Origin of the sequence: Oceanobacillus sp. CFH 90083 (assembly GCF_009389585.1) — a bacterium.
Lineage (GTDB): Bacteria > Bacillota > Bacilli > Bacillales > Amphibacillaceae > Oceanobacillus.
In genome coordinates this window covers 67,185-91,995 of record NZ_VIYG01000011.1, presented here as the reverse complement: position 1 = coordinate 91,995, position 24,811 = coordinate 67,185, and the positions used below count along the sequence as shown (strand labels likewise).

Here is a 24,811-nt window from a genome sequence, read left to right as displayed (position 1 = left end):
AGGAAGTCAATGGAATTATATATTTTTAGTCAGCATGAACAACCACTAACGATCATATCAGAAGATACAGGGCTTGTCGAAACGCATTATCGTATTGAGATAAACAGCGTACCGGCAGAGCCTTTTTCTTTTACCGTTGAAGCGAATCGAGCTATAGCTAAGCATGTTAAAGAAGAAAATAAAGTTGTCTTTAAAGATCATGAAGGCGATTGGCGCTTGATGACGATTAAAGAAGTGGACGATAGCAATGATATAGATGGTCCAATAACTATAGCAACATGTGAGCCTGCATTTTTAGCTGAATTGAATGATCATATTGTTGTGGAAAGGCGTTTTATGGAGCAAACTGCTGATGTTGCCTTAACCGCAGCATTACAAGGGACACGTTGGCAATCTAGAGTTGAAGTTGAATTAGGCAGAGCAACCACCAGTTTCTACTATATATCCGGATCGGAAGCAGTATGGAAGACGGTTGAAGTTTGGGGTGGAGAGCTTAAAGACGTTGTAGAGCTTGATGAAGCTACTAACAAGATTACAGGCTGCTATGTTAAGATTATTCAGCGATTAGGAATGGAGCAAGGGCAGAGATTTGAAATTGACCACAATACCACGGAAATCGGTCGTACGGTGCTTAGCTATCCAAAGACTGCTTTATATGGGCAGGGAGCCAGTCTCGACACAGAAGATGATGAAGACGGATATACAAGGTATATTGATTTTCGCAATGTTGAATGGAAAAAATCCAATGGCGATCCCGTAGATAAGCCTAAAGGTCAGAAGTGGGTTGGTGACCCTGAAGCGTTAGCTGTATACGGATATGAAAATGGAAGGAAACATCGCTTTGCTGTATTTTCTAACCAAGATTACGAGGATGAGGAATCATTACTTCATGCGAGTTGGGAAGCTCTGCAAAAGGCTATCCAGCCAGAGGTTAACTATCGCTTATCAGTAGAATTATTTAATGAAAAAGTCAGCTTAGGAGATACCTGCCAAGCGATAGACCGCAAGTTTACCAGACCGATCGAAATACAAGCCCGTGTCATAGCCATGGAATATGACTTGATGGACATCGAGGGTACGATGGTTGTGGAGATGGGGCAGTTTCTGGATCTTGGTGATAACAGGCTTGCCGATTTGGAGCGAGAAGTGGAGAGGATTAAAAATCGTCCTCCTAGTGCCAGGATTGATGAAGGTAGCTACCCTAATCGTAAACCAAGCAGACCAGTTAATATAGAAATTTATGGTGGTATTGAGGTTATTCAATTGTACTGGGATTATGCTGATGAACTTTTTATCAAGCACTATGAAGTATATGGTAGTCGTACAGAGGATTTTGTACCAGATAGCCAGCATTTGTTATGGCGTGGTAAAGTTAGTGCATTTGCTCATACTGTGGGCACAGATGAGGTTTGGTATTATCGGGTTAGAGCGGTTAATTATCATGGCACACCATCGGATTGGAGTGTACAGGTTCGTGGAACAACTCACCGGGTTATTAGCGATGATATTCTTTTCGGCGAGGATATTGCTGAAGAATTGAGAGAGCTATCTAAGGAAGCGAAAATCTTAGCAGAAGGCAGCGTGTCTAAGGAAGAATTAGAAAAAGAGATAACAGACGAACTAGATGAGGCACGCAACCGAGCTAATGAGGCTGTAGCTAATGCTAACATTGCAACAGAAAATGCCACAAAAGCTGTGAGAGGTGCGCAGGAGGCGTTTGATGAAGCTACTGTTGCAAGTGACGAGGCTTCCATTGCAAAAGGAATTGCAGAAGCTACCGAGGATTTAGCAAAGGCTATAGAAAATACAGTAGACGGGCATAGTACAGAAATTACGGCGACAAAAGAAGCACTCACAAATAAAATGAATACGGTAGATGCCAATAATAAGTTTGCTACGCAGTCCCAGCTTACACAGACAAGTAACAGCTTACAGAGTCGGATTGCTGAGGTGCAGTGGGGAGTAGACCAGATTCCGGTTAATGCCAATAACCTATTGATAGATAAAAATACAGCCGTAGTAGGCGATGGAGTATATACCGGCGCAGAGGAATTAAATACTGATAGAGTCACGGTGTCGATTCATAACAGTGACTACCACGGGGTATGGGATATAAATTATACAATATTTTACCCTGACGCTACATTTGAAAATGGTACATTTAGTGCCATGAGCCAACCTGTGACCATTAAAAGAAATAGAGAAATCCACACTGTTCTGTTAGCAATACCTGCAACAATAACTGAGTTTTACGAAGCAAGGGTGCAGCTTGAAAAAGGTGATACAGCAACGCCGTGGGGAATGCCTTCACAAGACCTTATTACAGGCGTTAAATTTTCCGAAATCACGCAGACAATGGATTCTATAACCGCAGAGGTTTCAAAGAAGGTCGATGAAACTACCTACAATAGTTTTGTGCAACAAACATCGCAATCTTTATCTAGCAAAATATCAGAGATGGATGCTGATGGGCGTTATGCAACTCAATCCAGTCTTACGCAGACCGCGCAGGGGTTGCAAACGCAGGTTAATAATAAGGTAGACAGCTCCATTGTTACGCAGCTTGCCGGTGTTGTAGATACCAAGATTACACGTAATCAAGCTGATGGATGGTATGCTTCTCAGTCTCAATTGACGCAAACTGCATCTAGCCTACAGAGCACTATCAAAGGTGTTCGTGATGATCTGGATGGATTGGAAATTGCTGATCGAAACCTCATCATTAATAGCAAAGGAGATACTCTAGATGGATGGTTTCCTTGGGGAAATAATATTTCTGAGATCACCAATTTTTTAGGACATCAATGGATTTGGGTCCGTAGAACCTCGGCAAATAACCAAGTAGGTATAAGAACACCAGTTTTTGATATGAAAGCTGATAAAACTTATATTTGCAGTTTTATAATCCGGAGCAGGAGCAATAGTGGATATACTTTAAACTATCTTTATTTACAGCAAAGCAGCGATTCGTTAACAACTGTTAAGAGGTTGCCTAATGTAAGTATGCAAAACAGTTCGGGATTTGAAGGTGATATCTCTGGAGATGGTTTGCGTGTATGGTTCACCTTTAGCCATAATGAAGATATTGCAGGTGCAAGTTTATTGCTTGCGATAAATGATAGACCGGAGGGTGCGGGATTTGTATTACGTGAGGTTAAAGTTGCTGAAGGAAACAAACTTACTGATTGGTCGCCAGCTTACGAAGACATAGCAACCCAATCACAATTTAGTCAACTCTCTGATGCCATAAATCTACGAGTTACTAAGGGCGACGTTATCAATCAAATAAACGTAGATACTAGCGGTATTTTAATCGCAGGAAACAAGGTACGTATTACTGGGCAAACAACCATTGACAACGCAGTTATTGCATCAGCCAATATTGCCAATGCGGCTATTACTAGTGCTAAAATCGCAAGTGCTGCGGTAGGTACTGCTGCTATCCAAAACGCTGCCATAACGAAAGCCAAGCTAGGCACAGCTGTTGTTGGCACAGCACAGATTGAGAATGCAGCTATAACAAATGCGAAAATTGCGAGTGTTAATGCTGATAAGATTAGTGCGGCGAGTTTGTCGGCAATAACAGCTAATCTAGGCACAGTTACGGCAGGTAGATTGCGTAGTAGTAATAATAATATGGACTTAAGCCTTAATACAGGTTTATTAATCATGCAAAATACGGAATTTCGTCTTAGTAGTGGAGCCGATATACAGTTTATGAATGCTGGTAACCGATTATATTTTAATAACGGTGTCAATGGTGCTGCTGGATTAGGTGTAGGGAGGTCTATAAATAATACTTTTCCGCTTGCGTATTTGGGTACGACAAGCACTAACCACCTATCAGCAACAGATAGCTCTAATTTTTCAGGGTTTATAGCGAACAGGATGCAAAGATATTGGGAAGATGGTATAGGTAATAGTGTTATTGGTCACCGGTTCGATGTAAGGAATGTTGCAGTTGGTTTTGATTATGGTTTCACGTTTCAAATACAAGGCACTCGCAAAGTCATGAGGGGTCTCAGTAGTAATGATTATAATTACTATTTAGGTGATCAAAACCAAGAGCTGGAAGGAGTATATACGAAAACTTTATACAGCTCTACAGGGACTATTAGGTTACGGAGTGGAGTGAGTGGTTATAGCCAAAGAGGATTCACAGCAGAATTAACTTATACTAATGGACTTATGCATTTTAGAGGAACGCATTCATCGGAAAACCACGCTTTGGGTAGACCAAGTTGGAGATTCCAGGAGCTTTATTTATCTAATCCTCCTAACGTAAGTTCTGATGAAAGGTTGAAGGAGAATATCAGAGTTAATCCATTAGGGTTAGACTTTATAAAACGTGTGGATACTAAATTATTTAATTTTAAGAGAGCCAGCAATGCACTAGGATATAAACCGATACAGTTAGGAATTATCGCTCAACAATTACTCCCTGTGCTAGAGGCTTACGGGATGGAACACACCAAGCACTCCATTTTAACGCTTGATGAAGACGGATACTACGGAGTTAAATATGAACAATTTACAATACCTACAATCAAGGCTATCCAAGAGCTGGACACAAAAGTAGGTAATTTAGACACAAAGGTGGACAATGAAATTCTCAAGCTTAGAAAAGAAAAAGAAGAATTAGTATTTAAGGTTGCTAAATTAGAGCAACGATTACACAAACTGGAGGTATCAGAGTAATGAAAGTAGAGATTCAAAAGGGAAAAATAATTGGTTCGATTGATTTTTTACGTGAATTAGAACTAAACCGAAAACAGTCTCGAATGAGAAGGCAACTTATTAGTATTCTTGAAGGAAAATATAAATCATATCTCAATGATCGTGAGGAAATCCTTAAAGAACACGCAGATAAGGATGATGCAGGAGAGCCGGTTGTTAAAGATGACCAATACCAAGTAGCCGACCAAACATCACTACTAGAAGATGTTAATGAATTGTCCGAGGAAGTTGTTGTCATTGAAGGGGGAGATAATTATGAAATGATTCGTGCAATGAAACCTGTGCTTAGGAAATTTGAAGAAGAGGAGTATGGCGGAACAAAAAGCGAAATTTATGATTACCTTTGCGATCAGTTTAAGGTAGATGAGGAAGAAATTAAAAATGAAGAGGAGAATGAATAATGCAAATAATCATTACAGGTATTAATTTCAATTATGATGATGGTTTTGATAAAGAGTGCACTAGTGTTAATGTAAATTATATTACCAGAGGTTTTGATTTTATATTAGATCAATCTCGCCCAGTAAACATTACACATGAACAGTATGAGGCGAATAAAGAAGATAAAGATAAAATGAGATCCTTAGTTATTGAAAGCATCATTGCAGATGCTACCAAATTTATTGATGATGTAGCTGCATATAGAGATTCTTTAACATAAGTCGAATAGGCTTATTTTTTTATGTCTGATTGAGGAGAAGTGAGGTATGCCAGAACAACAATGGTATTCCAATAAAGAACTACACAAAATCATGATTGAGATGAGTAAAGACTTCACCAAACTTAGGACTGAAATGAAGCAGACCAGAGAAATTATAAAAAAATATAATGGTTTACGAGAAGAAGTTGGGAAGTTACAAAAGGAGATTATCTATATGAAAGCAACTGGTAAAGGTAAAAGCTCAGCACTGGAAGTCATTCGTAATTGGGGTGGGTGGCTTTTTGCGTTGGTTACGTTAATCGTCCTGTTGCTCAATCAATGAAAGAGGTGGGAAGCATAGATAAAGGAACAATCATTAGAACAGTCACTTTAGTAGTTGTTTGGATTAACATGCTGCTATCTAATTATGGTTTACAACCAATTCCTATAGTAAGTGAGGATATCATTGCTGAAGTTTTAGCAGGAGCAGTGACAGTTTGGACATGGTTCAAAAACAACTATGTGACAGCCAAAGGTAATCAGCAAAAGCAAGTTTTACAGAAAAATCACCTGATTAAATAAGTAGCTGGTCCAAACGGGCAAGCTGCTTTTTTAATAGAAAATAGTATACCAATTTTTAAGGAGGAGTTTTTTTATGACAAGAATCTATTTAGATCCAGGACACGGTGGGACAGACCCCGGTGCAGTTGGAAATGGCTTACAGGAGAAAAATGTAACACTATCCATTGCTTTAAAAACACGGGATATTCTAAATCGTGATTATGAGGGGCATAGTATTCGTATGAGCAGGACAAGCGACACGACACGCAGCCTGGCGCAGCGTACCAATGATGCAAACAGCTGGGGTGCTGATTATTTTGTATCTATTCATATTAATGCTGGTGGAGGAACCGGATATGAAGACTATATTTTTAATGGAAGTGTATCAAATAATACTGTAACGTACCGTGATAGACTTCACGCGGAAATTATGAACCAGGTTGATTTTCGTAACCGTGGTAAAAAGCGTGCTAATTTCCATGTATTGCGTGAATCAAATATGCCAGCAGTGTTAACAGAGAACGGATTTATCGATACTGTAGCAGATGCAAATAAACTAAAATCAGATGCTTATCTGAATCGCATTGCTTTAGGACATGCAAACGGGATTGCTCAAGCTCTCGGGTTAAGAAGAAAATCAGGGGGCAATACGTATGTAGTGCAGGCAGGCGATACGCTTTGGAGTATTGCCCAGGCCCATAACATGACAGTGCAGCAATTAAAGGACTTAAACGGGTTAACGGGGGACACTATCCAACCGGGACAAGTATTAATTGTAAGTGGCAGTGGCGCTGTTTACCACACTGTTCAGTCAGGGGAAACACTTTGGGGAATAGCACAGCAGTATAATACTACTGTAGACGCGATTAAGAGCCTTAACGGGTTAACAGGCGATGTTATCCAGCCGGGGGACCGTTTGAGAGTTAGATAAGTATAAATGTAATCTGGAAAGCGTTTTTTTAGTGTGAAAATTACTATGGTTAATTCATGAAAGACAATATAATAAAAAAGGAGAGGTAATTATGGTTGGAAACAATATAATTTTAAAAAATGAAATAAGGGTATCATTTGTCGTTGAAACTACACATGTAGTATATGAGGAATGGGAAAAGGACATTGTAATTGATTTTATAGAATATTCAACTTCGAGTCAAAATGTTTTCCCAGTATTGAATATTGATCAATCTAGGCCAAATTATAATTATGATGGACAATTATTTCAAACTGTAAATCCGAATGGCACAAGATGGGTTGCCACCCCTTTAAGAATTTCCAATGATGGACATGCGAATTTTGAAGTTGTAGCTTATGATTCAAGCAGCGGAGAGTTCAAACTAAATCTTAAAACACCTATGATTCTTCCTGGGGGATCCAGACTTGCATTTAAGCATAATGGTACTCCAACAGAAAATCATACGGTGACTTATAAAGTAATTTATCGAGAAGTATAGGAGGGATTACATGATTAGAATACCATATGATTTCTCTGGTAACCTCAATCTCCCTTCTTATTCTCAGATGGTTCAAAGAATAATGCAATTTAATAATGTTAGTAATATCGGTAAAGATGAGAGTGGAAATTATGATATGTATATGATTGAAATGGGTAATTTCAATAAACCTACTATTCTTGTAATATCCAGTATGCATGGAACAGAATGGATGGGAGCTTTATACAGCATGAGATTTATGGAGCAATTGAGGGATAATATGTTTAGAGATAAAGCGTTTCGAGCTAAGCTATTACGGAATTTCCATATCGTTTATATTCCTGTTGTAAACCCTTATGGATTTGACAGAACATCTCATGCTGAAGGGAACAATATTGGCAGATATAATGTTAACGGAGTAGATTTGAATAGAGATTTTTCTAATTTCTCTCAAGCTGAATCTAGAAATGTTAAGGCAGTTATGGATAGATTTAGACCATTCGCATTTTTGGATATTCATTTGTTTGGTAGCGGAATGGATGGGAGTAACGGGCTAAACCTAATTGTCGGAAACGGTCAATATGAAACGGATAAAATCAGAAACTTATTTGCTGATTCTTTAGAAAGATATGCTAATCAATCTGTTGTAAAGTGGGATGGGTTTAATCAATTATTAAGAGGTTTAGCTAGAAGGTATATGAGAGATAAAAGCAATCCGCATACTCCTTATACACTTTCGTATATAACAGAAATTGTTAGACCAAGGCAACTAAGCGGGGGGCTTGATGCTCCTTTAAGTGATCAGGAAATTATGAAGTATGGTATGGCTATGATGTACTTGTTTTTTGAAACATCTATGGGGTATTTTGAACAGCGAAAAGTTGAATTGAATTATGATCCTGTTTTAATTGCGGAAAATGAGTTATATCGGACGGTGCGTTATAAAGCTTGAGGAATAGTAAGTGCCTATCATCCACTAACATGTAAAACTTAGGGGGAAAACTAAAGCATTCCCCCTAAGTTTTATACCAAATAATTTTTAAAATTATCTTGAAAGAAGTAGTTATCAGTTTTATTTTATGAAGAGAGAAAAAAGTACTCAAGTTATATACTTTTCTACAAGTGAATCATGTTGCTGTTCTATATATTAGCATCGCTCATGCCTAAATTTAATATCGCAGCTGCCTTATCCGCATCTATACGACAAACTGAGAAAATATGTTTTTGTGCCAAAGATAGAAAAGGCAGCGTCATATATCCATTTTACAGAAGAAAAAGTACTTATAGAAAAATGGCCGCCTGACGTAGTGGACGGTTATACAAAAGCACATGAATTTATAGTAAATTACCAACAAGATAGCTGTATATTTATAGTAATTTTCTAAAATTAGTAACCCTGTCCGATTGTTTTCTATATTTTTCAGTGGTAATCTATGAATGAAAAATAAATATTTTACGAGGAGGAGTAAGATGAGCAAACGGAAAAAAATATGGTTCGAAGATGCCGGACGTAAACTTGACCCTGGCTTAGTGGAACAATTACAAAATTCTCGAAAAGTAACCAATCAAGAAACCAACAACACTGAAATCCCCATTATCGTTTATTTGAGAAAGAATTGTGACCAAGGAAAAAAAGACGATCTCCTAAAAGTATGCAACGTTGACTCCCATAACAAACTAGGTAAAGAACTTCATAGTATAAATGCTATAAAAGGATATCTAACACCGAATAGAATTAAACAAATAAAAGACCATGAGGCAGTAGATCGAATTTTTTACGATCGGATCGTAACCTCTTTTTTGGATATTGCCAGTGAGCAAACAGGCGCTGCCAAAGTAAGAGAACAGCTTGGGTTAACTGGAAAAGGCGTTACGATGGCAATAATCGATACAGGTATCCATCCACATGAAGATTTGACTAGCCCTGTGAATCGAATGGTAGCTTTTCAAGATTTCATAAATGATGAAAGTGAGCCATATGATGATAATGGACATGGGACACATTGTGCTGGTGATGCTGCTGGAAATGGAAGTGCCTCCAAAGGAAAGTATATGGGCCCTGCACCAGAAGCTTCTATCATTGGCATAAAGGTTTTAGATGAACAAGGGAGTGGAAGATTATCCACTATTATTGAAGGCTTGGAATGGTGTATCGACCATAAAGAAGAGCATAATATACAGATTATCTCACTCTCGCTTGGGGCTCCGGCGTATGAATCTTTCCGGGATGACCCTTTATCATTGGCTGCTCAAGCGGCTTGGCATGAAGGAATGGTTGTCGTTGCTGCCGCTGGAAACAGTGGACCTAGTCCAGCAACTATCAGTACCCCGGCAATCGACCCATTTATTATTACGGTTGGTTCGACAGATGATCAGAACACATTAGAGCGTGCAGATGATGTTATAGCAGATTATTCTAGCAGAGGTCCTACAATTGATACGTTCGTTAAACCGGATGTCTATGCACCAGGCACAAATATTATTTCTTTGCTGGCTCCAGGATCGGCCATTGAATCGGAAATACCAGAGATGATTATCGATGAAAACTATATCCAATTGTCGGGGACGTCTATGGCAACACCGATTTGTGCAGGAATTATTGCTCTTATGCTGGAAGCGAATCCGAATCTCAGTCCTAATGATATTAAGAGTATCCTAAAAGCGACCGCTCACCCGACGCTTGATGATGTATGGGGATATATTGAAGCGGAGAGTGCTGTCCGTATGGCCATGAATTATCAGCTTTCTGCTCCAACTGAAGCTTTGTAGGAAGGTTAGGTCAAGCGATGAACTGAAGAGCTGAAATAAGAAATGTGGTACCTCCATTCTGCCAGAGGTACCACATTTTTTTTGCTCTAAATATATGATTTAAAAAGTAAGTGCCCGTCACTAATTTACTATAAAACTGATAATTAACCATTCTTGGTGTAAATAAAGTCATTCAATCCAGTAAAATATCTATTGTACTAAACTATTATTTAATAGCATTAAAATTGTAACAGTATTTTTGGTTCTGGAAGAAAAGATTACAGCTTGTTATTCCATACCAGTGATTACTTGCATGACAGGAATGTGTATTAAAAAACAGAGGAAGTTCTGTATGAAACGATAAGACAAAACATAGTATTAATTAAATCTATAAAAATCTAAAAATAAAGGGGTGAAAGATTGTGGAAGGCTTTGCACTCATCTTATTAATTGTTCTTGGTGTTATTTTTATTGTTTTTGCAACTGCTAAGCTGAAGCTTCATCCGTTTCTATCCCTATTAATTGCCGCTTTTGGTATTGGAATCATTGCGGGATTTCCGTTAACCGAAGTTGTGGAAGCAGTCAATGGAGGATTTGGCGGATTAATGGGCAGTATCGGATTAGTTATCGTTTTTGGTACGATTATTGGTGTTATTCTGGAAAAATCCGGAGCTGCTCTTCGTATGGCCGAGGTTGTTTTACGGACAGTAGGAGAAAAACGTCCTCAAATGGCAATGAGTTTAATTGGTGCCATTGTCAGTATACCGGTATTTTGTGATTCAGGCTATGTCATTTTATCTTCATTGAAAAAAGCTTTAGCTAAAAAGGCTAAGGTAGCAATAGCATCCATGGCAATTGCTTTAGCAACAGGTTTATTTGCAACGCATACATTAGTTCCGCCAACTCCGGGTCCCATTGCTGCAGCAGGTAATATCGGTGCAGAAATATATTTGGGGACTATCATTTTAGTTGGATTGTTCGTTTCTATTCCAGCAGTTATTGTTGGTTATATTTGGGCTGTAAAAGTTGGTACTAAAATAAAAGTGGAAGGAGAAGACAATAAGGATTTTTCATATGATTATGATGCTATTATAAAGGAATTTGGTGAAATGCCTTCAGCGGTTAAATCATTTGCACCGATTGTTGTTCCTATATTATTAATTGGTTTTAGTTCTTTCATTGCATTTGCTGGCTGGACTGGAACTTTCTTTGATATTTTTGAGTTTCTTGGCTCTCCAGTTGTGGCATTGCTGATTGGAGTCCTATTTGCATTTTTACTTTTACCAAAATATGATGAGGAAACACTTACAGAGTGGATAGGAATTGGGTTAAAAGAAGCAGCTCCTATTCTATTGATTACTGGTGCAGGTGGAGCTTTCGGCAGAGTGATCAGCACGACTTCCATTGCTGATTATATTCAAAGCTTCGGAGACAATGCGTTTTTTACCGGAGCAATGTTCCTGGTTATTCCATTCTTCATTGCAGCAGCTTTGAAATCTGCACAAGGATCATCAACAGCAGCTTTAGTTATTACCTCTACTTTAGTTGCATCACTTCTTCTGGAGCTGGGTATTGATGGAGCAATGCCACTGGCGTTAGTTGTAATGGCAATTGGTTCTGGAGCAATGATTGTTTCCCATGTGAATGATAGTTATTTCTGGGTTGTTAAGGAGTTTAGTGGTATGACTTTAACGCAAGCTTATAAAGCGCAATCGATGGCAACTTTGTTACAGGGCGTTGTCTCGTTTATTTTCACGTTTTTATTATGGGTTATTTTTGTATGATACTCGATTAATATTAATGTAGACATCCTTACAGCCTGAATTTGGTTCAAAGACGTACTATAGAAATATATTCGATGATAAAAAGAATAGTCTTATCCCTGATTTTCTTGAAGAACTATTGGAAAAATGATTAAACCAGAAATACAAACATAAAGATGAACTTAAACAAACGTTTAATTAACCCTGCTGAAACGCATTATGATATTGCCGAAATGAAAAATTATTTAATGCTGCTACCCTGAATCATAAAGACTATGATATTATCATTGTTAAACAAGGATATTTTTTCTGAATTAAAGAAAGAGGGGAAGATAAATATTATGTGATTAATGCAGGAGGTAATGCTGCAGGACACAGCAAAACTTCTGTTTAATCACATTATGCGTCCCATGTTTTCTATTGATAATATCTAGAAAAATGTGGAATATATCACATGCTACCATGAAATATGATAAAGCATATCATTGAAAAAATGAATAAAGTAAATGTGTGTTTCACCTATTACAGAATAGACGATCCATTAGAAACATACACAAATTGGAGGCAAAATATATGCAGCAACAATATGATTCTAAAAATGCGCAATTGGTAGAAATGGATGCTCCCGCCCCAGACTGCACTGGAACCCCGATACTGGTTGATGATAAAACCATGCGGCAAAGAAGAGAAAAAGTATTACAAGAGATGCACCGTGATGGATTAGATGCATTGCTGGTTTATGCAGACGTGGAGCATGGCGGGAATTTTGAATATTTAGTGGGATTTATTCCTAGATTTGAAGAAGCTTTATTAGTCCTGCATTCCAACGGGGATGCCTTTCTGGTTTTTGGAAATGAAAATTATAATAAAGTACAATATTCAAGAATTCCGGCGCAAGGAATTCATTGTCCGCACTTTTCCTTACCTAACCAGCCAATGGAGCCTCACAACACCCTTTCAAGCGTTCTCCAGGAAGCAGGAATTAGAAAGGCAATGAACGTTGGAATGGCAGGGTGGAAGCATTTCACCAGCAGCGTGGAGGATAACCAAACTTTATTTGATATTCCTTCTTTTATTGTAGATTCTATCCGAGAACTTGTTGGACAGGAAGGCTCTATCACGAATAAAACAGATATCTTTATTGCCGGGGATCGTGGAGTGCGAAGGGTGAATAGTGCGAATGAAATGGCACATTATGAATTTGGAGCATCGCTGGCATCCGATTGTATCTTGCGTACAATGGACAAGCTGGAAATTGGTATTTCCGAAATGCAATTAGGAAATGAGCTCCATGCTTACGGTCAAAGAAATAATGTCGTAACGATCGCATCGACAGGGAAACGATTCGAAAATGGTAATCTATATCCAACTTCTCAACAAGTAAAGTTAGGGGATGCCATTTCTTTAACGGTAGGATATAAAGGTGGATTATCGAGCAGGGCAGGATACGCTGTAATGAACCGCTCTGATCTGCCGGAGGGCAAAGAAAATTATCTGGAAGAATTGGCAGCACCATACTATACTGCCATTGTAGCCTGGCTTGAGAATATTCAGGTTGGTATGACAGGTGGAGAGATGTACAGCCTGGTTAATGATGTTTTGCCGCAGGAAGTATATCATTGGGGACTATGTCCAGGGCATTTGACAGCAGATGAAGAATGGCTGTCATCACCGATATATAAGAATTCAGATGAAGTCATCAAAAGCGGAATGATTTTTCAGACGGATATCATCCCGCGTGTTGCCGGATATGATGGGGTCTCCGTTGAAAGTACGATAGCCATTGCTGATGAGGCGTTAAAACAGGAGATTAGAGAAGAATATCCTGCGCTTTGGGAGCGGATTGTAAAAAGGCAGACGTATATAAGAGATGTGCTGGGAATCAAATTAAGTGAAAATGTTTTGCCGTTATGCAGTACAGTGGCTTATTTGCGTCCTTATCTTTTGAATAAGAAGCTGGCGTTTTGCTATGGTCATGGTGGGTGAGTTTGGGAAGTTGTGTAGAATAGTTGAGACAGAGGTAAGTCCTTATAAGGGTAAGGTCATTTGAAGGATGACTTTACCCGTTATTTTTGATTATATCTATAGAGCCTCCAAACAAAGTAACTATGTTTTTTTATTTTCAATAAAAACGTTCACTCTTCTGACAGAAGCTAAAATTATTTTTTAAATTACAAAAAAGTTAGTTCTTTTGAAGGATTGAAGCAAATCGTGTCGAATAGATATATATAATAATTTATAAAGGATGTCATGATATGGAACAAGAAAAATATAAGATTTTGAAATTATTGGTTATACCGATATTCGTCTTGTTATTTGTTTACATATCAGCAAGCTATGGGGACAGGATAATATCCTTTTTTCAATTTAATAAATGGACATTGCTTATTTGCTTTATTCTGGTTATTGTATTAATAAGCTGGTTATTTCCTGTTTACTTTAAGAATCACAAGCAGAATCTGAGGCGTACCTGGTATTCTTTGTTTATTATAGGTACTGTTTTATTAGTTAACGAAAACGGTTTCGACCCAGAACAATGGCAATGGTATGCTTTATTGGCAGGCATGTTTATCTTTGTTGACTTGACCATTTTCCTCACTCCTAATATTAAAAAAATAGGCGGTGCAGAAATAGAGGAGATTAATGAAGTTGAAAGTATAAATGAAGAGATGAAAAAAACTATCATTCAAACAAAAAATAAAGGAAAACAGTTTACTGCTATTTTAGATAGGATAGATTATTCACTATTTAAATCTCTTGAATGGGATGTAGAAGAATATTGTGATTCTTTAACAGATTTTTTAAGCTCGTACGGTGATATTTGTAATCAGGATATCATTGCAATAAACGGAGAAGCGAATGAGGAGGATTTATGGGGAATTCTAGGTATAATAGGGATAGAGGCATCAGCTAGCGAAAAAGAAAATCTAAAAGAAAATAATGTAGTTCAATTGGATAATTATACTGCCTTAATTCCATTTACAAACCTTGTTTTTCCAGTGATTGTATTAATAAAATCTAAAAGAGATTCCATACTGCAGATAGACTTTGATCACGTGATCAATTTGGTGTTTATCCATTCTTGGTATAAAAAGCCTGATAGTCAAATGGAAAATGTAGAGGATTCATTTTAAATTTGATATAATAAAAATAAAGGAAGGGGTAGATAAAATGATAAGGACAGGTACAATCAAGCGTTCAAGTAAGTCTTCTTTTTTTACTAAAAAATCAGGAACATCTATTCCAAAAATTCCAAATGCTAAACACACATCGGAGTTATTTAAAAAGAGCGATAGAGCTATAAAACATTTGAAGGCAAAAGAAAAAATAAGTAGCTAAATCAATCAGGCAGGTGTATTCCTGTCTTTTTTATGTTTAGAACAGGCATATTTTGACCATACAGATAGTATATTTAACATAAATGAAGCTGCTTGTGCAGGAGGGAAGCATGTGAGGTCAAATAAAAGTCCACTTCTTTTTGATAAACCTTCAGGAAATATACCAAGTTATAATCAAAAAACAGATAATTTATTACTGTTAAATGCAATGATAAATAGTAAATTAAACACGATCAAAAGAAATTATTTTGATAAAAGAGGCGAGAAATAATTAACTGTAACTTCATATTACAATTCGAATGAAAAATACAGACAAGTTAAAAAATTTGAAGTAGTTTGCAGGTTGAAAATGTTAAAGCCCTCTGAAATTTCTAAGCTGAACTATAGTGAATACAGTTGATTATTGTGGATGTATTGAGCCACCTATGACAAAGCAGGAGGCTAAGGACAAACCCACAGAAAGCAAAGCATATTTCTGAAGTGGGGTATTCACTCAATCTATGTTCAGAATTTGCTAGATTGTAATACATTTGTCTTAGCCTCACTCTACTAGAGGATTATCAAATCTTACTAATATTGTCTATTTCCATTTCCAAAAAAGCAGCACTAAGACTCTTACCATGCGTATCAATTGCCAGTGAGGTGGTAACCCCCCCAGCAAGCTTTCTTCACAAACAAAGTTAAATGCTTTTATATTTGGAAGGTCGTATCGAATCACTTTTCCTTTTACGATATTCTTTAAATGATGTTTCACCTTTTCAGGGGTGTTACTTCGTCAGCTAACCATTCGTAATCCCCCTCATTATAGGGAATTAACGATAGATTCAGTATATTTCTTTTATCTCCAGCACGACTGTGGGCAATATCGATTAATTTTACTCTGTTCATTATTATCACTCCCAAACTTCTGTCTTTGTTGCAATAGACGTACGTTCTACAAGAGTAGAAATAATTCCTATGACTTCCACTGCTTTTTTCTTGCACCGTCGTCCGAAGGATTGTGTCTAATTTTTTGGTGCTCTATATCCAGCTTCCTGAGCCTCTTCTTCTGAACAAAACCAACTAACAACATTCGTCGTTCGATCATAATAAGTGCTGCCCGGGACATGATAGATTCCGGATGTACTGCCTTTTATATTACACTCGCCTTCAGCTGATTGCGATGAACTAGCCGTAGTATCGTCTTCTTCGGAAGTGCTTGAAGTGGAGCTACCAGAGCTGCTAGCTTCTTGGCTATCCTCTAGTTGCTGTTGTAATTCACTATTGTTTTCTTTTAATGTATCAATTTCCTCAGCCAGCGATTCATTTTCTTCCTTAACTGACTCATAATCCTCTTGTTTCTCATTTTCTTCTTTTAATGCAGCAATTTCCTCAGCCAATGATTCGTTTTCTTCTTTAATTGATTCATAATCTTCCAATGTTTCATTTTCTTCTTTTAACTGTGTAACTTCCTCTTCTAATTCGTTGAACTGACTTTGTAATTCATCATATTCTGCTTGAAGGCTGGAATTAGCCTTTTCTAATTCTGCGATTTCAGAAGTTAATTCTTCATTGTTTTCTATTTCTTGATCTAAATCCGCAGTATTAGTATCCGTACCACACCCGCTTAAAACAGTAAGAACCATAGCTAACGCTAATGCAGGGAGATACGTTTTCTTTATTTTCCTATTGGACGTTGAGTGAGATAAAGTATAGATGGCCAAGCCTGATAATACTAAAATCATTGATATTACAAGTAGAGTCCCCATAGTTATACCTCCATCAAGTATGTATTTGAAAAGCAGTAGCTAATAGATAATGCTATCTTTATAATAATTTTTATTAAAAAGTAGCTACTACAAATAATGTAACATATTTGTAACAAATTTGTAAAATATTCCTGAGTTAACAAAACAACGGGGTGCGCACAATGGATGAATATCCGATGATCTGGTCCCGGGTTTTAGTTCCTTTTGAAGGAAACTTAAATGAAGAGGATGTATATGTCAGTGCTCAAATGAGTTGCTTGGAAATGATAAAATCGGGAACTACTGCTTTTGCTGATGCTGGTGGTGTTCATATGCATAAGGTTGCACAAGCAGCGATGGAGTCAGGAATGCGGGCTGCAATCACTAAATCTTCCATAGATATTGGAGACTTCCTGCCTGATTCTATGAAGCAGCCTGCAGGAACAATACTTACAGACATTGAAAACCTTTATAAAGAATACAATGGTGCCAGCGATGATCGTATTCATATTTGGTTTGGGATTCGGCAAGTAATGTCATGCTCTCCTGAATTAATTGAACAGGCAGCTGCGTTAGCAAGAAAATATAATACGGGATTACATGCGCATCTCGCTGAGCATAAAGATGAAGTAAGGTATTGTCTGGAGAACTATCAGATGAGACCGGTTGAATATCTGGATTCTTTAGGAGCGCTTGGCCCCAATCTATTGACCGCACATAATGTTGTTTATTCTGAAAAAGAATTGGAGCTTTTAAATGAAAGAAATGTAAAAATAGTTCATTGCCCAAGAGTAAACTTTACATCACATGGTTTTCCCAAAACACCCAGAATGATTGAAATGGATATGCCGATTGGAATTGGCAGTGATGGTGCTTCTTCATCTAATTTAAGCTTGTTTGATGAAATTCGGGTATTTCGTGCCGGCTTACATGCTTATTGGGGATTGCCGGTTTTTGATCCAGTCGTATTACCTGCAGAAGAACTGATTAAAATGGTTACTTCAGGGGGAGCAAAAGCACTGCAATTTGAGAATGTAAAAGGGGAAATAACTGTTGGAAATAAAGCGGATTTGACTTTAATTGATATTAATCAACCCCATATAACTCCTACTAATCACCTAATTGGCATGGTTGTTGAATCTGTCACCAGTAAAGATGTAGGAGATGTTATTATCAATGGTGAAGTTGTTATGAAAAGCCGGGAAGTCCTTACATTGGATGAGGAACGTATTATGCATGAAAGTAAGCAAAGAATGAAATCTACTATTCAAAAAGCAGGCTTATAGCTAATTTGCGTTCATCTTGTTGAATTTGTATCGGAGATTAACTATTTAATTAGCATTTTATCAATGTAATGAAAGTAGGGGAGAGGAGTTTTAATTAGGATCCGTTCTTGCTTGTTCTTAATATATTTTATTCGCATAAAATTGCAAGGGGCTACGAAACTTCCATGAGGTTCAATGTGCAGAATTTCATGGGAGTCTCTTTGTATTTAAGTATATGATGAAACCCAATTGAGCTATCGTCTTGAAGGTCTTGACTGGCAGGAAAAGATAGACTATATATTGTTACAGTTTTCTCATTAACGGAGTATCTCTTAAAAAATTAGATAATAGATTAGAAGGTTGTTCTTAGATATAAGAACAATAAAAATTCAAAAAATACTTGCGTAATATTATATAATGTTATAATATGATTTATAATGATTTAATGAAAATTATACTTAAAGGAAACATGAGGAGTTTGATTTAGTAGTATAAGAAAAATCAATATAGATAGTCAATTCAATTTAAATAATGAAAAACAGTGGATCTACCAGTGAATAAGTAATATATATTGGATAGCAATCCTTAAAACGTTATTACATGTGCAATTAAAATAGCAATTAAATGTAACTGATGTAAGAAACCATCCTCAATTGGCTCAAGGCTATATGACGAAGGTGAAAAACGAATTAACATAATAGCAAAACACCATAATTTTTCATTTAAAATATTTTTAATTCATAGGAGGAATTCGAATGAGGTACATGGTTGGTGTTGATGTTGGTGGAACTTTCACGGATATCACATTAGTAGATACATTAAAAGGCATCGTGAAGAATCACAAAGTTTCTTCCACTCCAGAAGATCCTTCATTGGCAATAATGAAAGGGATTACAGAAATTTTGTCTATGAATAAGATCAATCCAGAGCAAGTGGAGTATTTAGCACATGGAACGACAGTAGCCACAAATGCATTGATAGAAAGGAATGGATCAAAAACGGCTTTGATCGTAACGAAAGGATTTAAAGATTTATTAGAGATAGGTACGCAAACCAGACCTAAATTATATGATTTTTTTGCTACAAATCCCGATCCAATTATTCCAGGAGATTTACGTTATGAAGTAGAGGAACGTTTGTTCGCAAATGGAGATGTTTTTGAAGAATTAAATGTGGATGAGCTGTTATCTGTTATTTCAGAATTAAAAGAAATAGGTATTCAGTCAATTGCCGTTTGTTTCTTATTTTCGTTTATTAATTCGGAGCATGAAAAAAGGGCTGTTGAAAAAATAAAAGAAATATATCCCGAAGTGTATGTTTCCTCGTCTTCCGAACTTGTTCCTGAATTTAGAGAATATCCGAGACTCAGTACTACTGTATTAAATGCTTATTTAGGGCCGGTGATGGAAAAATATATGACAAACTTTTTACGTTCGGTTAAGGAGTTTGGTATCAAAGCAGAACCTTACATAACGCAATCTAATGGAGGAATTATATCCATTAATGAATCTGTTAAGTCGCCGATACGTACAGCGGTTTCAGGTCCAGCGGCGGGTGTTGTTGCCGCAAAGAACCTATCAAAGCAAACTGGCTATAATAATTTAATCACATTTGATATGGGTGGAACATCTGCTGATTTTTGCTTAATCGAAGACGGTGAACCGAAAATATCTATGGAGCGTTCTATAGAAGGATTTCCTTCCAGAATACCGATGTTAGACATTCATGCATGTGGAGCAGGGGGAGGTTCGATTGCTCATATAGATGAAGGCGGTGCATTAAAAGTTGGGCCAGAAAGTGCCGGTTCAATACCGGGACCAGCAGTGTATGGACGAGGTGGGGAAAAGCCGACTGTAACGGACGCAAATGCTATTCTTGGTCGTCTGAACCCGGATAAAATCTTGGGCGGCAGAATGGATATGAATTTAGATGCCGGTAAAAAAGTGATTGAAAATGAAATCTGCAGCAAGACTAACTTGACAATTGAGGAGGCAGCGGCGGGCATTATATCTGTAGTCAATGCAAATATGTCCCAAACCATTCGGTTGATTTCGATTCAAAAAGGACATGATCCAAGAGATTTCACATTAGTATCATTTGGTGGAGCGGGCGGTTTACATTGTGCATCTCTGGCAAGAGAATTAGGAATTCCAAGAGTTTTAATTCCACCTGCACCAGGAACGTTTTGCTCTTTAGGTTTACTGGTTACCGATGTAAGGACAGATTATGTACATTCTGAAGTGAAAATTGCTGAACAAGAAGCGATGACGAGTATCATTGAAATATTTGAAAATTTAAGAGCTGAAGGAGAAAAAGCACTATCTAAAGAGAATATATCAGACGAAAATAAAGAATATGAATTGGTTATCGATATGCGATTTAAAGGTCAAAATTATGAAATCCCTATTACAGTAGAGTGGGATGAAATAAGGCATGATAAGTTGGATAATCTAATAGAAAAATTCTTTAAAGAACACGAAAAAGTGTATGGTTATGCAAGAAAAGATGGAACAGTTGAATTTGTAAATTATCGATTAACCGCAGTTGGCAAGCTTCCAAAAGCTACTTTTAAAGAAGAAGCTCTAGAAAATATATTACCAAACCCAGCTGAAAAAAGATCCATATTTTATGCAGAAGCAAATGAACCTGGTGTGTATGAAACAGGTATTTATAAAAGAGAGCAGCTCCGTCCAGGGGTTAAATTAGATGGTCCACTTATTGTAGAGCAGATGGATACTACGATAATGGTACTACCAAATCAAAACGTTGAAATTGATGCATTTCATAACATGATTATTCATAATTCCTAAGAACAAGAGAGGTATAAATAAATGAAGCCTAAAGTTGATCCGATCACATTAGAGATAGTTGGAAACTTACTCATGTCGGTTTCTGAGGAAATGGGAATTACGCTTGTAAAAACAGCGTTTTCTACAAATATTAAAGAGAGAAAAGATTGCTCTACTGCAGTTTTTGATGCGGAAGGTAATATGATTGCACAAGCTGAATATGTACCTATGCACTTGGGCTCTATGTTAGATATCGTAAAAGAAGTATTAAAAAACTATAAAAAGGAAGAAATAAAAGCCGGTGATATGTTTGTAACGAATGACCCGTACTCTGGCGGTGGGACGCATTTGCCTGATATTACGATGGTCAGTCCAGTATTTGTTAAGGATACATTAGCTGGTTTTGTAGCGAATATAGCCCATCACTCAGATATTGGTGGAATGGTTCCAGGCAGTGTATCAGCTGATTCTACTAATATTTATCAGGAAGGGTTACGTATTCCTTTGGTTAAAATATGTTCTGAAGGAGCAATTGTAAAAGAAAGCTATCATTATATTGTATTAAACACGAGAACACCGGAGGAACGAAGAGGAGACTTAGATGCGCAAATTGCATCTAATCATGCAGGAGTAAGAAGATTAAAAGAAATTATTTTGAAATATGGTTATGAATACTATAAAGACTGTACCAATAGTTTGTTAGATTATGCAGAAAACTTAATGAGACATGGTATTCAAGAATTACCAGATGGAACTTATGAATTTAAAGATTATCTGGACGATGGCGGCACGAATTCACCAGACCCTATATTAATTAAGGCAAAAATAACCATTTCTGGAGATGAAGCAATCGTCGATTTTAATGGGACAAGTGAGCAAGTGCCCGGACCATTGAATATGACGTATTCAGCCCTTGTTACGACTATGTTTTATTGTTTTAAAGCATTTGTAGGGAAAGATATTTTCTCTAATATAGGGATATATCGACCAATACATGTTCAAGCTCCAGAAGGAAGTATCGTAAATTGTAAGCTTCCTGTACCAGTAGGGCAGCGAATAGATACGTGTCAAAGAGTTGTTGATGTGGTCCTTGGTGCATTGGCGCAAATTGCTCCAGATAAAGTGATCGCTGCGTGTAATAGTGTTGTAACTTCAGCGATCTTTTCAGGGACAAACCCAAATACAAATAATTATTTTGTTTATTTAGAAACAATTGCTGGTGGTTCAGGGGCTCATTCACAAGGAGATGGACTTAGTGGTGTACAAGTCCATATGACGAATACTTCTAATTTACCTGTCGAAGCGTTAGAAAAAGAATATCCTATTTTAATTGAGAATTATCGATTGATTCCAGACTCGGGGGGAGCTGGTTTATATCGCGGAGGTTTGGGTATTGAAAGGGTTTATAGATTTTTATCCGACAAGATTACCTATACTGGATTAGGAGACAGACATAAATTTTCACCTTGGGGAATTGCAGGCGGTTATCCAGGAGCACCTGGTCAGTTTTTATATACAAGCAAGGGAAAAACGGAAAAATTAAATTCAAAAGTATCTAACTTAGATTTACAAAAGAATGATCTAATAACGGTACAGACCCCTGGATCAGGCGGGTATGGTGATCCCAAAAAACGTCCAAAAGAAAAAGTATTAATGGATGTGGTTCATGGAAAAGTTACCAAAGAAAAGGCAAAAGATTTATACGGTGTAGACGTATATGAAAATGCAGAAGGTTATTAGATAAACGAAGAAAAACAGATTTATTAATAAAAAATTTAAAATAGCAGTTGAAAACGCTTTAACATTATGTTGTATATCATTATATTACGTTATTAAAATGGAGGGAGGGGAAATTTTTAGTGCTTCGTATTAATAATTTAACCACATCATTTAAGATAAATAAGAAACTATATCCAGCGGTGAAAGATATAAATATTACTCTGGAAAAGGGAGAAACATTATGTATCGTTGGTGAGAGCGGAAGTGGAAAAACAATTACTTCATTATCTTTAATGCAATTGTTGCCATCTAATGGAGAAATCAGTTCTGGTGAAATTATTTATAAAGATCAGGATATTACTAAATTTGGAAAAAAGAAAATGAACAAGCTGCGTGGAAAAAGTATTTCTATGATATTTCAAGATCCAATGTCAGCGCTTGATCCAGTTTATACTTGCGGATACCAAATTAAAGAAGTATTAGATTTTCATGAAAATTATACAAATGAAGAGAAGGTAGAACGAGTTATCAGTTTATTAAAGCAAGTCGGTATTCCACATCCAAAAAATATTTACAATGCCTATCCGCATGAATTATCAGGAGGAATGTGTCAACGGGTAGTTATTGCAATGGCTTTAGCATGCGACCCGGATTTATTGATTGCAGATGAACCTACGACGGCGTTAGATGTTACCATACAGGCTAAAATTCTCAAATTATTGAATGATTTAAAAGAACAAAGAAATTTATCGATTCTATTGATTACACACGATTTGGGAGTAGTGGCTGAAATGGCGGATAAAGTGATTGTGATGTACGCCGGTGAAGTTGTTGAAGTAGCTGATATAAATACATTGTTTGATCATCCGAAGCATCCATACACAAAGGGCTTGATAGGGTCTGTCGCATCTATTTCTTCTAAAGGAAATCAATTGTATAGTATTCCAGGGAAAGTACCATCTATTACGGAAATGCCTAAAGGCTGCAGATTTAATACAAGATGCCCCCTGGCAAGTGATAAATGCTTTATAGAAAGACCGGAATTAGAATTTGTAACAGATCATACAAGCCAAGAAGTAAGATGTTGGAATGTAGATACAGTAGGAGGTAAACAAAATGAGCCAGCCTCTCTTAGAAATAAAAAATGTAAAAAAACATTATCAAGTCAAAAGTAAAAATATCTTTTCAACACAAAAAAATAATGTCCATGCTGTCAACGATGTCAGTTTAACAATTAATGAAGGGGAAACATACGGCTTAGTTGGAGAATCAGGTTGTGGAAAAAGTACGCTTGCTCGAGTTATTACTGGGTTAATAAAACCTGATTCTGGAAGGGTCTTTATAGATGGAGAAGATTTTTTACAATTAAAGGGAAAATCTTTGCGTGATAAAAGAAGGACTGTTCAAATGGTATTTCAAAAGCCTTATGAATCGTTAAATCCTAAAATGACAATTGGAGAAATCATTCGGGCCCCATTTGATATTCATAATGTATATCACAAAAGAGAAAGAGAAGAAAAAGTAAAAGAATTACTGGACCTAGTAGGATTAAGTGAAAAGTATATGAGCAGATACCCGCATGAGTTCTCAGGTGGCCAAAGACAAAGGATCGGTATAGCTCGAGCAATAGCGCTTCATCCCAAATTAATTATTTGTGATGAAGCAGTGTCCGCATTAGATGTTTCCATTCAAGCACAGGTGTTAAATTTACTTGATGAGCTTCAAAAAGAGTTCAAACTAACCTACTTATTTATTTCCCATGACTTATCTGTGGTGAGACATGTTAGCGATAACATAGGAATTATGTATTTAGGGGAGATTGTAGAGACCGGAGATGCAGATACAATCTATAGCAGTCCAAAGCATCCATATACGGAAGCATTATTGTCTGCCATACCGAAGGCGCATCCAAAACAGGTAAAAACTCAAAAAATATTAGAGGGAGATTTACCAAGTCCTATTAACCCGCCCGAAGGCTGTAAATTGAATACGAGATGTCCGCATGTCATGTCGATATGTAAAACTAAGCCAAACTTAGAGTCTATTAAAGAGAAGCAAAAAGTTGCTTGTTATTTATATAATGATCAGCGCTAA

22 protein-coding genes are annotated in these 24,811 nt (G+C 37.0%); 19 read left to right on the top strand and 3 right to left on the bottom strand.

The annotated features are described in order from the left end of the window. Positions 1-9: 9 nt before the first annotated feature. From FLK20_RS16040 to FLK20_RS21670, 14 genes are all read left to right on the top strand, one after another. Positions 10-4,698 (top strand): phage tail spike protein, encoded by a 4,689-nt coding sequence (locus FLK20_RS16040; protein ID WP_152657604.1) that lies wholly within the window; start codon positions 10-12, stop codon positions 4,696-4,698. After that, complete coding sequence (locus FLK20_RS16035; RefSeq protein WP_152657603.1) at positions 4,698-5,138, top strand: DUF1617 family protein; 441 nt, start codon at positions 4,698-4,700, stop codon at positions 5,136-5,138. Before FLK20_RS16040 ends, FLK20_RS16035 begins: the two co-directional genes overlap by 1 nt. Next, positions 5,138-5,398 carry a hypothetical protein gene (locus FLK20_RS16030; protein ID WP_152657602.1) on the top strand — a complete coding sequence of 87 codons (261 nt, stop codon included), beginning with the start codon at positions 5,138-5,140 and terminating at the stop codon, positions 5,396-5,398. The genes FLK20_RS16035 and FLK20_RS16030 overlap by 1 nt, the downstream gene beginning before the upstream one ends. Positions 5,399-5,444: 46 nt before the next feature. After that, positions 5,445-5,720, top strand: a complete 276-nt coding sequence (locus FLK20_RS16025; RefSeq protein ID WP_152657601.1) for a hypothetical protein — start codon at positions 5,445-5,447, stop codon at positions 5,718-5,720. Further along, on the top strand, positions 5,672-5,959 hold the full coding sequence (locus tag FLK20_RS16020) for a phage holin (RefSeq protein ID WP_227995087.1): 288 nt from the start codon (positions 5,672-5,674) through the stop codon (positions 5,957-5,959). Before FLK20_RS16025 ends, FLK20_RS16020 begins: the two co-directional genes overlap by 49 nt. A 73-nt stretch (positions 5,960-6,032) precedes the next feature. After that, a complete protein-coding gene (locus FLK20_RS16015) occupies positions 6,033-6,869 on the top strand; it encodes an N-acetylmuramoyl-L-alanine amidase (RefSeq protein WP_152657600.1) in 837 nt (278 codons plus the stop codon). A gap of 91 nt (positions 6,870-6,960) precedes the next feature. Continuing rightward, on the top strand, positions 6,961-7,389 hold the full coding sequence (locus tag FLK20_RS16010) for a hypothetical protein (RefSeq protein ID WP_152657599.1): 429 nt from the start codon (positions 6,961-6,963) through the stop codon (positions 7,387-7,389). A 10-nt stretch (positions 7,390-7,399) separates the two neighbouring features. Beyond that, positions 7,400-8,320 carry a DUF2817 domain-containing protein gene (locus FLK20_RS16005; RefSeq protein WP_152657598.1) on the top strand — a complete coding sequence of 307 codons (921 nt, stop codon included), beginning with the start codon at positions 7,400-7,402 and terminating at the stop codon, positions 8,318-8,320. A gap of 518 nt (positions 8,321-8,838) precedes the next feature. Further along, complete coding sequence (locus FLK20_RS16000; RefSeq protein ID WP_152657597.1) at positions 8,839-10,137, top strand: S8 family peptidase; 1,299 nt, start codon at positions 8,839-8,841, stop codon at positions 10,135-10,137. Positions 10,138-10,538: 401 nt separating this feature from the next. Beyond that, positions 10,539-11,900: a GntP family permease gene (locus FLK20_RS15995; RefSeq protein ID WP_152657596.1), complete on the top strand. Its 1,362-nt coding sequence runs from the start codon at positions 10,539-10,541 to the stop codon at positions 11,898-11,900. 552 nt (positions 11,901-12,452) lie between these two features. Beyond that, positions 12,453-13,865: a M24 family metallopeptidase gene (locus FLK20_RS15990; RefSeq protein WP_152657595.1), complete on the top strand. Its 1,413-nt coding sequence runs from the start codon at positions 12,453-12,455 to the stop codon at positions 13,863-13,865. 269 nt (positions 13,866-14,134) lie between these two features. Continuing rightward, positions 14,135-15,013, top strand: a complete 879-nt coding sequence (locus FLK20_RS15985) for a type II toxin-antitoxin system SpoIISA family toxin (RefSeq protein WP_152657594.1) — start codon at positions 14,135-14,137, stop codon at positions 15,011-15,013. Between the two features lie 37 nt (positions 15,014-15,050). Then, entirely contained in the window at positions 15,051-15,218 is a 168-nt protein-coding gene (locus tag FLK20_RS21675; protein ID WP_194165645.1) for a hypothetical protein, read from the top strand. 111 nt (positions 15,219-15,329) lie between these two features. Continuing rightward, positions 15,330-15,488: a hypothetical protein gene (locus tag FLK20_RS21670; RefSeq protein ID WP_194165644.1), complete on the top strand. Its 159-nt coding sequence runs from the start codon at positions 15,330-15,332 to the stop codon at positions 15,486-15,488. A 289-nt stretch (positions 15,489-15,777) separates the two neighbouring features. Here the strand turns inward: FLK20_RS21670 and FLK20_RS22405 are convergent, their stop codons facing one another. The 3 genes from FLK20_RS22405 to FLK20_RS15975 form a co-directional block, all read right to left on the bottom strand. Beyond that, positions 15,778-15,849, bottom strand: coding sequence for a hypothetical protein (locus FLK20_RS22405; protein WP_483310480.1), 72 nt, complete (start codon positions 15,847-15,849; stop codon positions 15,778-15,780). Between the two features lie 118 nt (positions 15,850-15,967). Beyond that, positions 15,968-16,105 carry an AtuA-related protein gene (locus FLK20_RS22400; RefSeq protein WP_483310479.1) on the bottom strand — a complete coding sequence of 46 codons (138 nt, stop codon included), beginning with the start codon at positions 16,103-16,105 and terminating at the stop codon, positions 15,968-15,970. A 116-nt stretch (positions 16,106-16,221) separates the two neighbouring features. Continuing rightward, on the bottom strand, positions 16,222-16,965 hold the full coding sequence (locus FLK20_RS15975; protein WP_152657593.1) for a sunset domain-containing protein: 744 nt from the start codon (positions 16,963-16,965) through the stop codon (positions 16,222-16,224). Positions 16,966-17,126: 161 nt separating this feature from the next. On the opposite strand from FLK20_RS15975, the gene FLK20_RS15970 reads away from it, so the two are divergent. From FLK20_RS15970 to FLK20_RS15950, 5 genes are all read left to right on the top strand, one after another. Next, positions 17,127-18,230, top strand: a complete 1,104-nt coding sequence (locus tag FLK20_RS15970; protein ID WP_152657592.1) for an amidohydrolase family protein — start codon at positions 17,127-17,129, stop codon at positions 18,228-18,230. A gap of 734 nt (positions 18,231-18,964) precedes the next feature. After that, complete coding sequence (locus tag FLK20_RS15965) at positions 18,965-21,019, top strand: hydantoinase/oxoprolinase family protein (RefSeq protein ID WP_152657591.1); 2,055 nt, start codon at positions 18,965-18,967, stop codon at positions 21,017-21,019. Between the two features lie 21 nt (positions 21,020-21,040). Further along, on the top strand, positions 21,041-22,738 hold the full coding sequence (locus FLK20_RS15960; protein WP_152657590.1) for a hydantoinase B/oxoprolinase family protein: 1,698 nt from the start codon (positions 21,041-21,043) through the stop codon (positions 22,736-22,738). Between the two features lie 119 nt (positions 22,739-22,857). Beyond that, positions 22,858-23,892, top strand: a complete 1,035-nt coding sequence (locus FLK20_RS15955; protein WP_152657589.1) for an ABC transporter ATP-binding protein — start codon at positions 22,858-22,860, stop codon at positions 23,890-23,892. Then, a complete protein-coding gene (locus tag FLK20_RS15950) occupies positions 23,834-24,811 on the top strand; it encodes an ABC transporter ATP-binding protein (RefSeq protein WP_152657588.1) in 978 nt (325 codons plus the stop codon). Before FLK20_RS15955 ends, FLK20_RS15950 begins: the two co-directional genes overlap by 59 nt.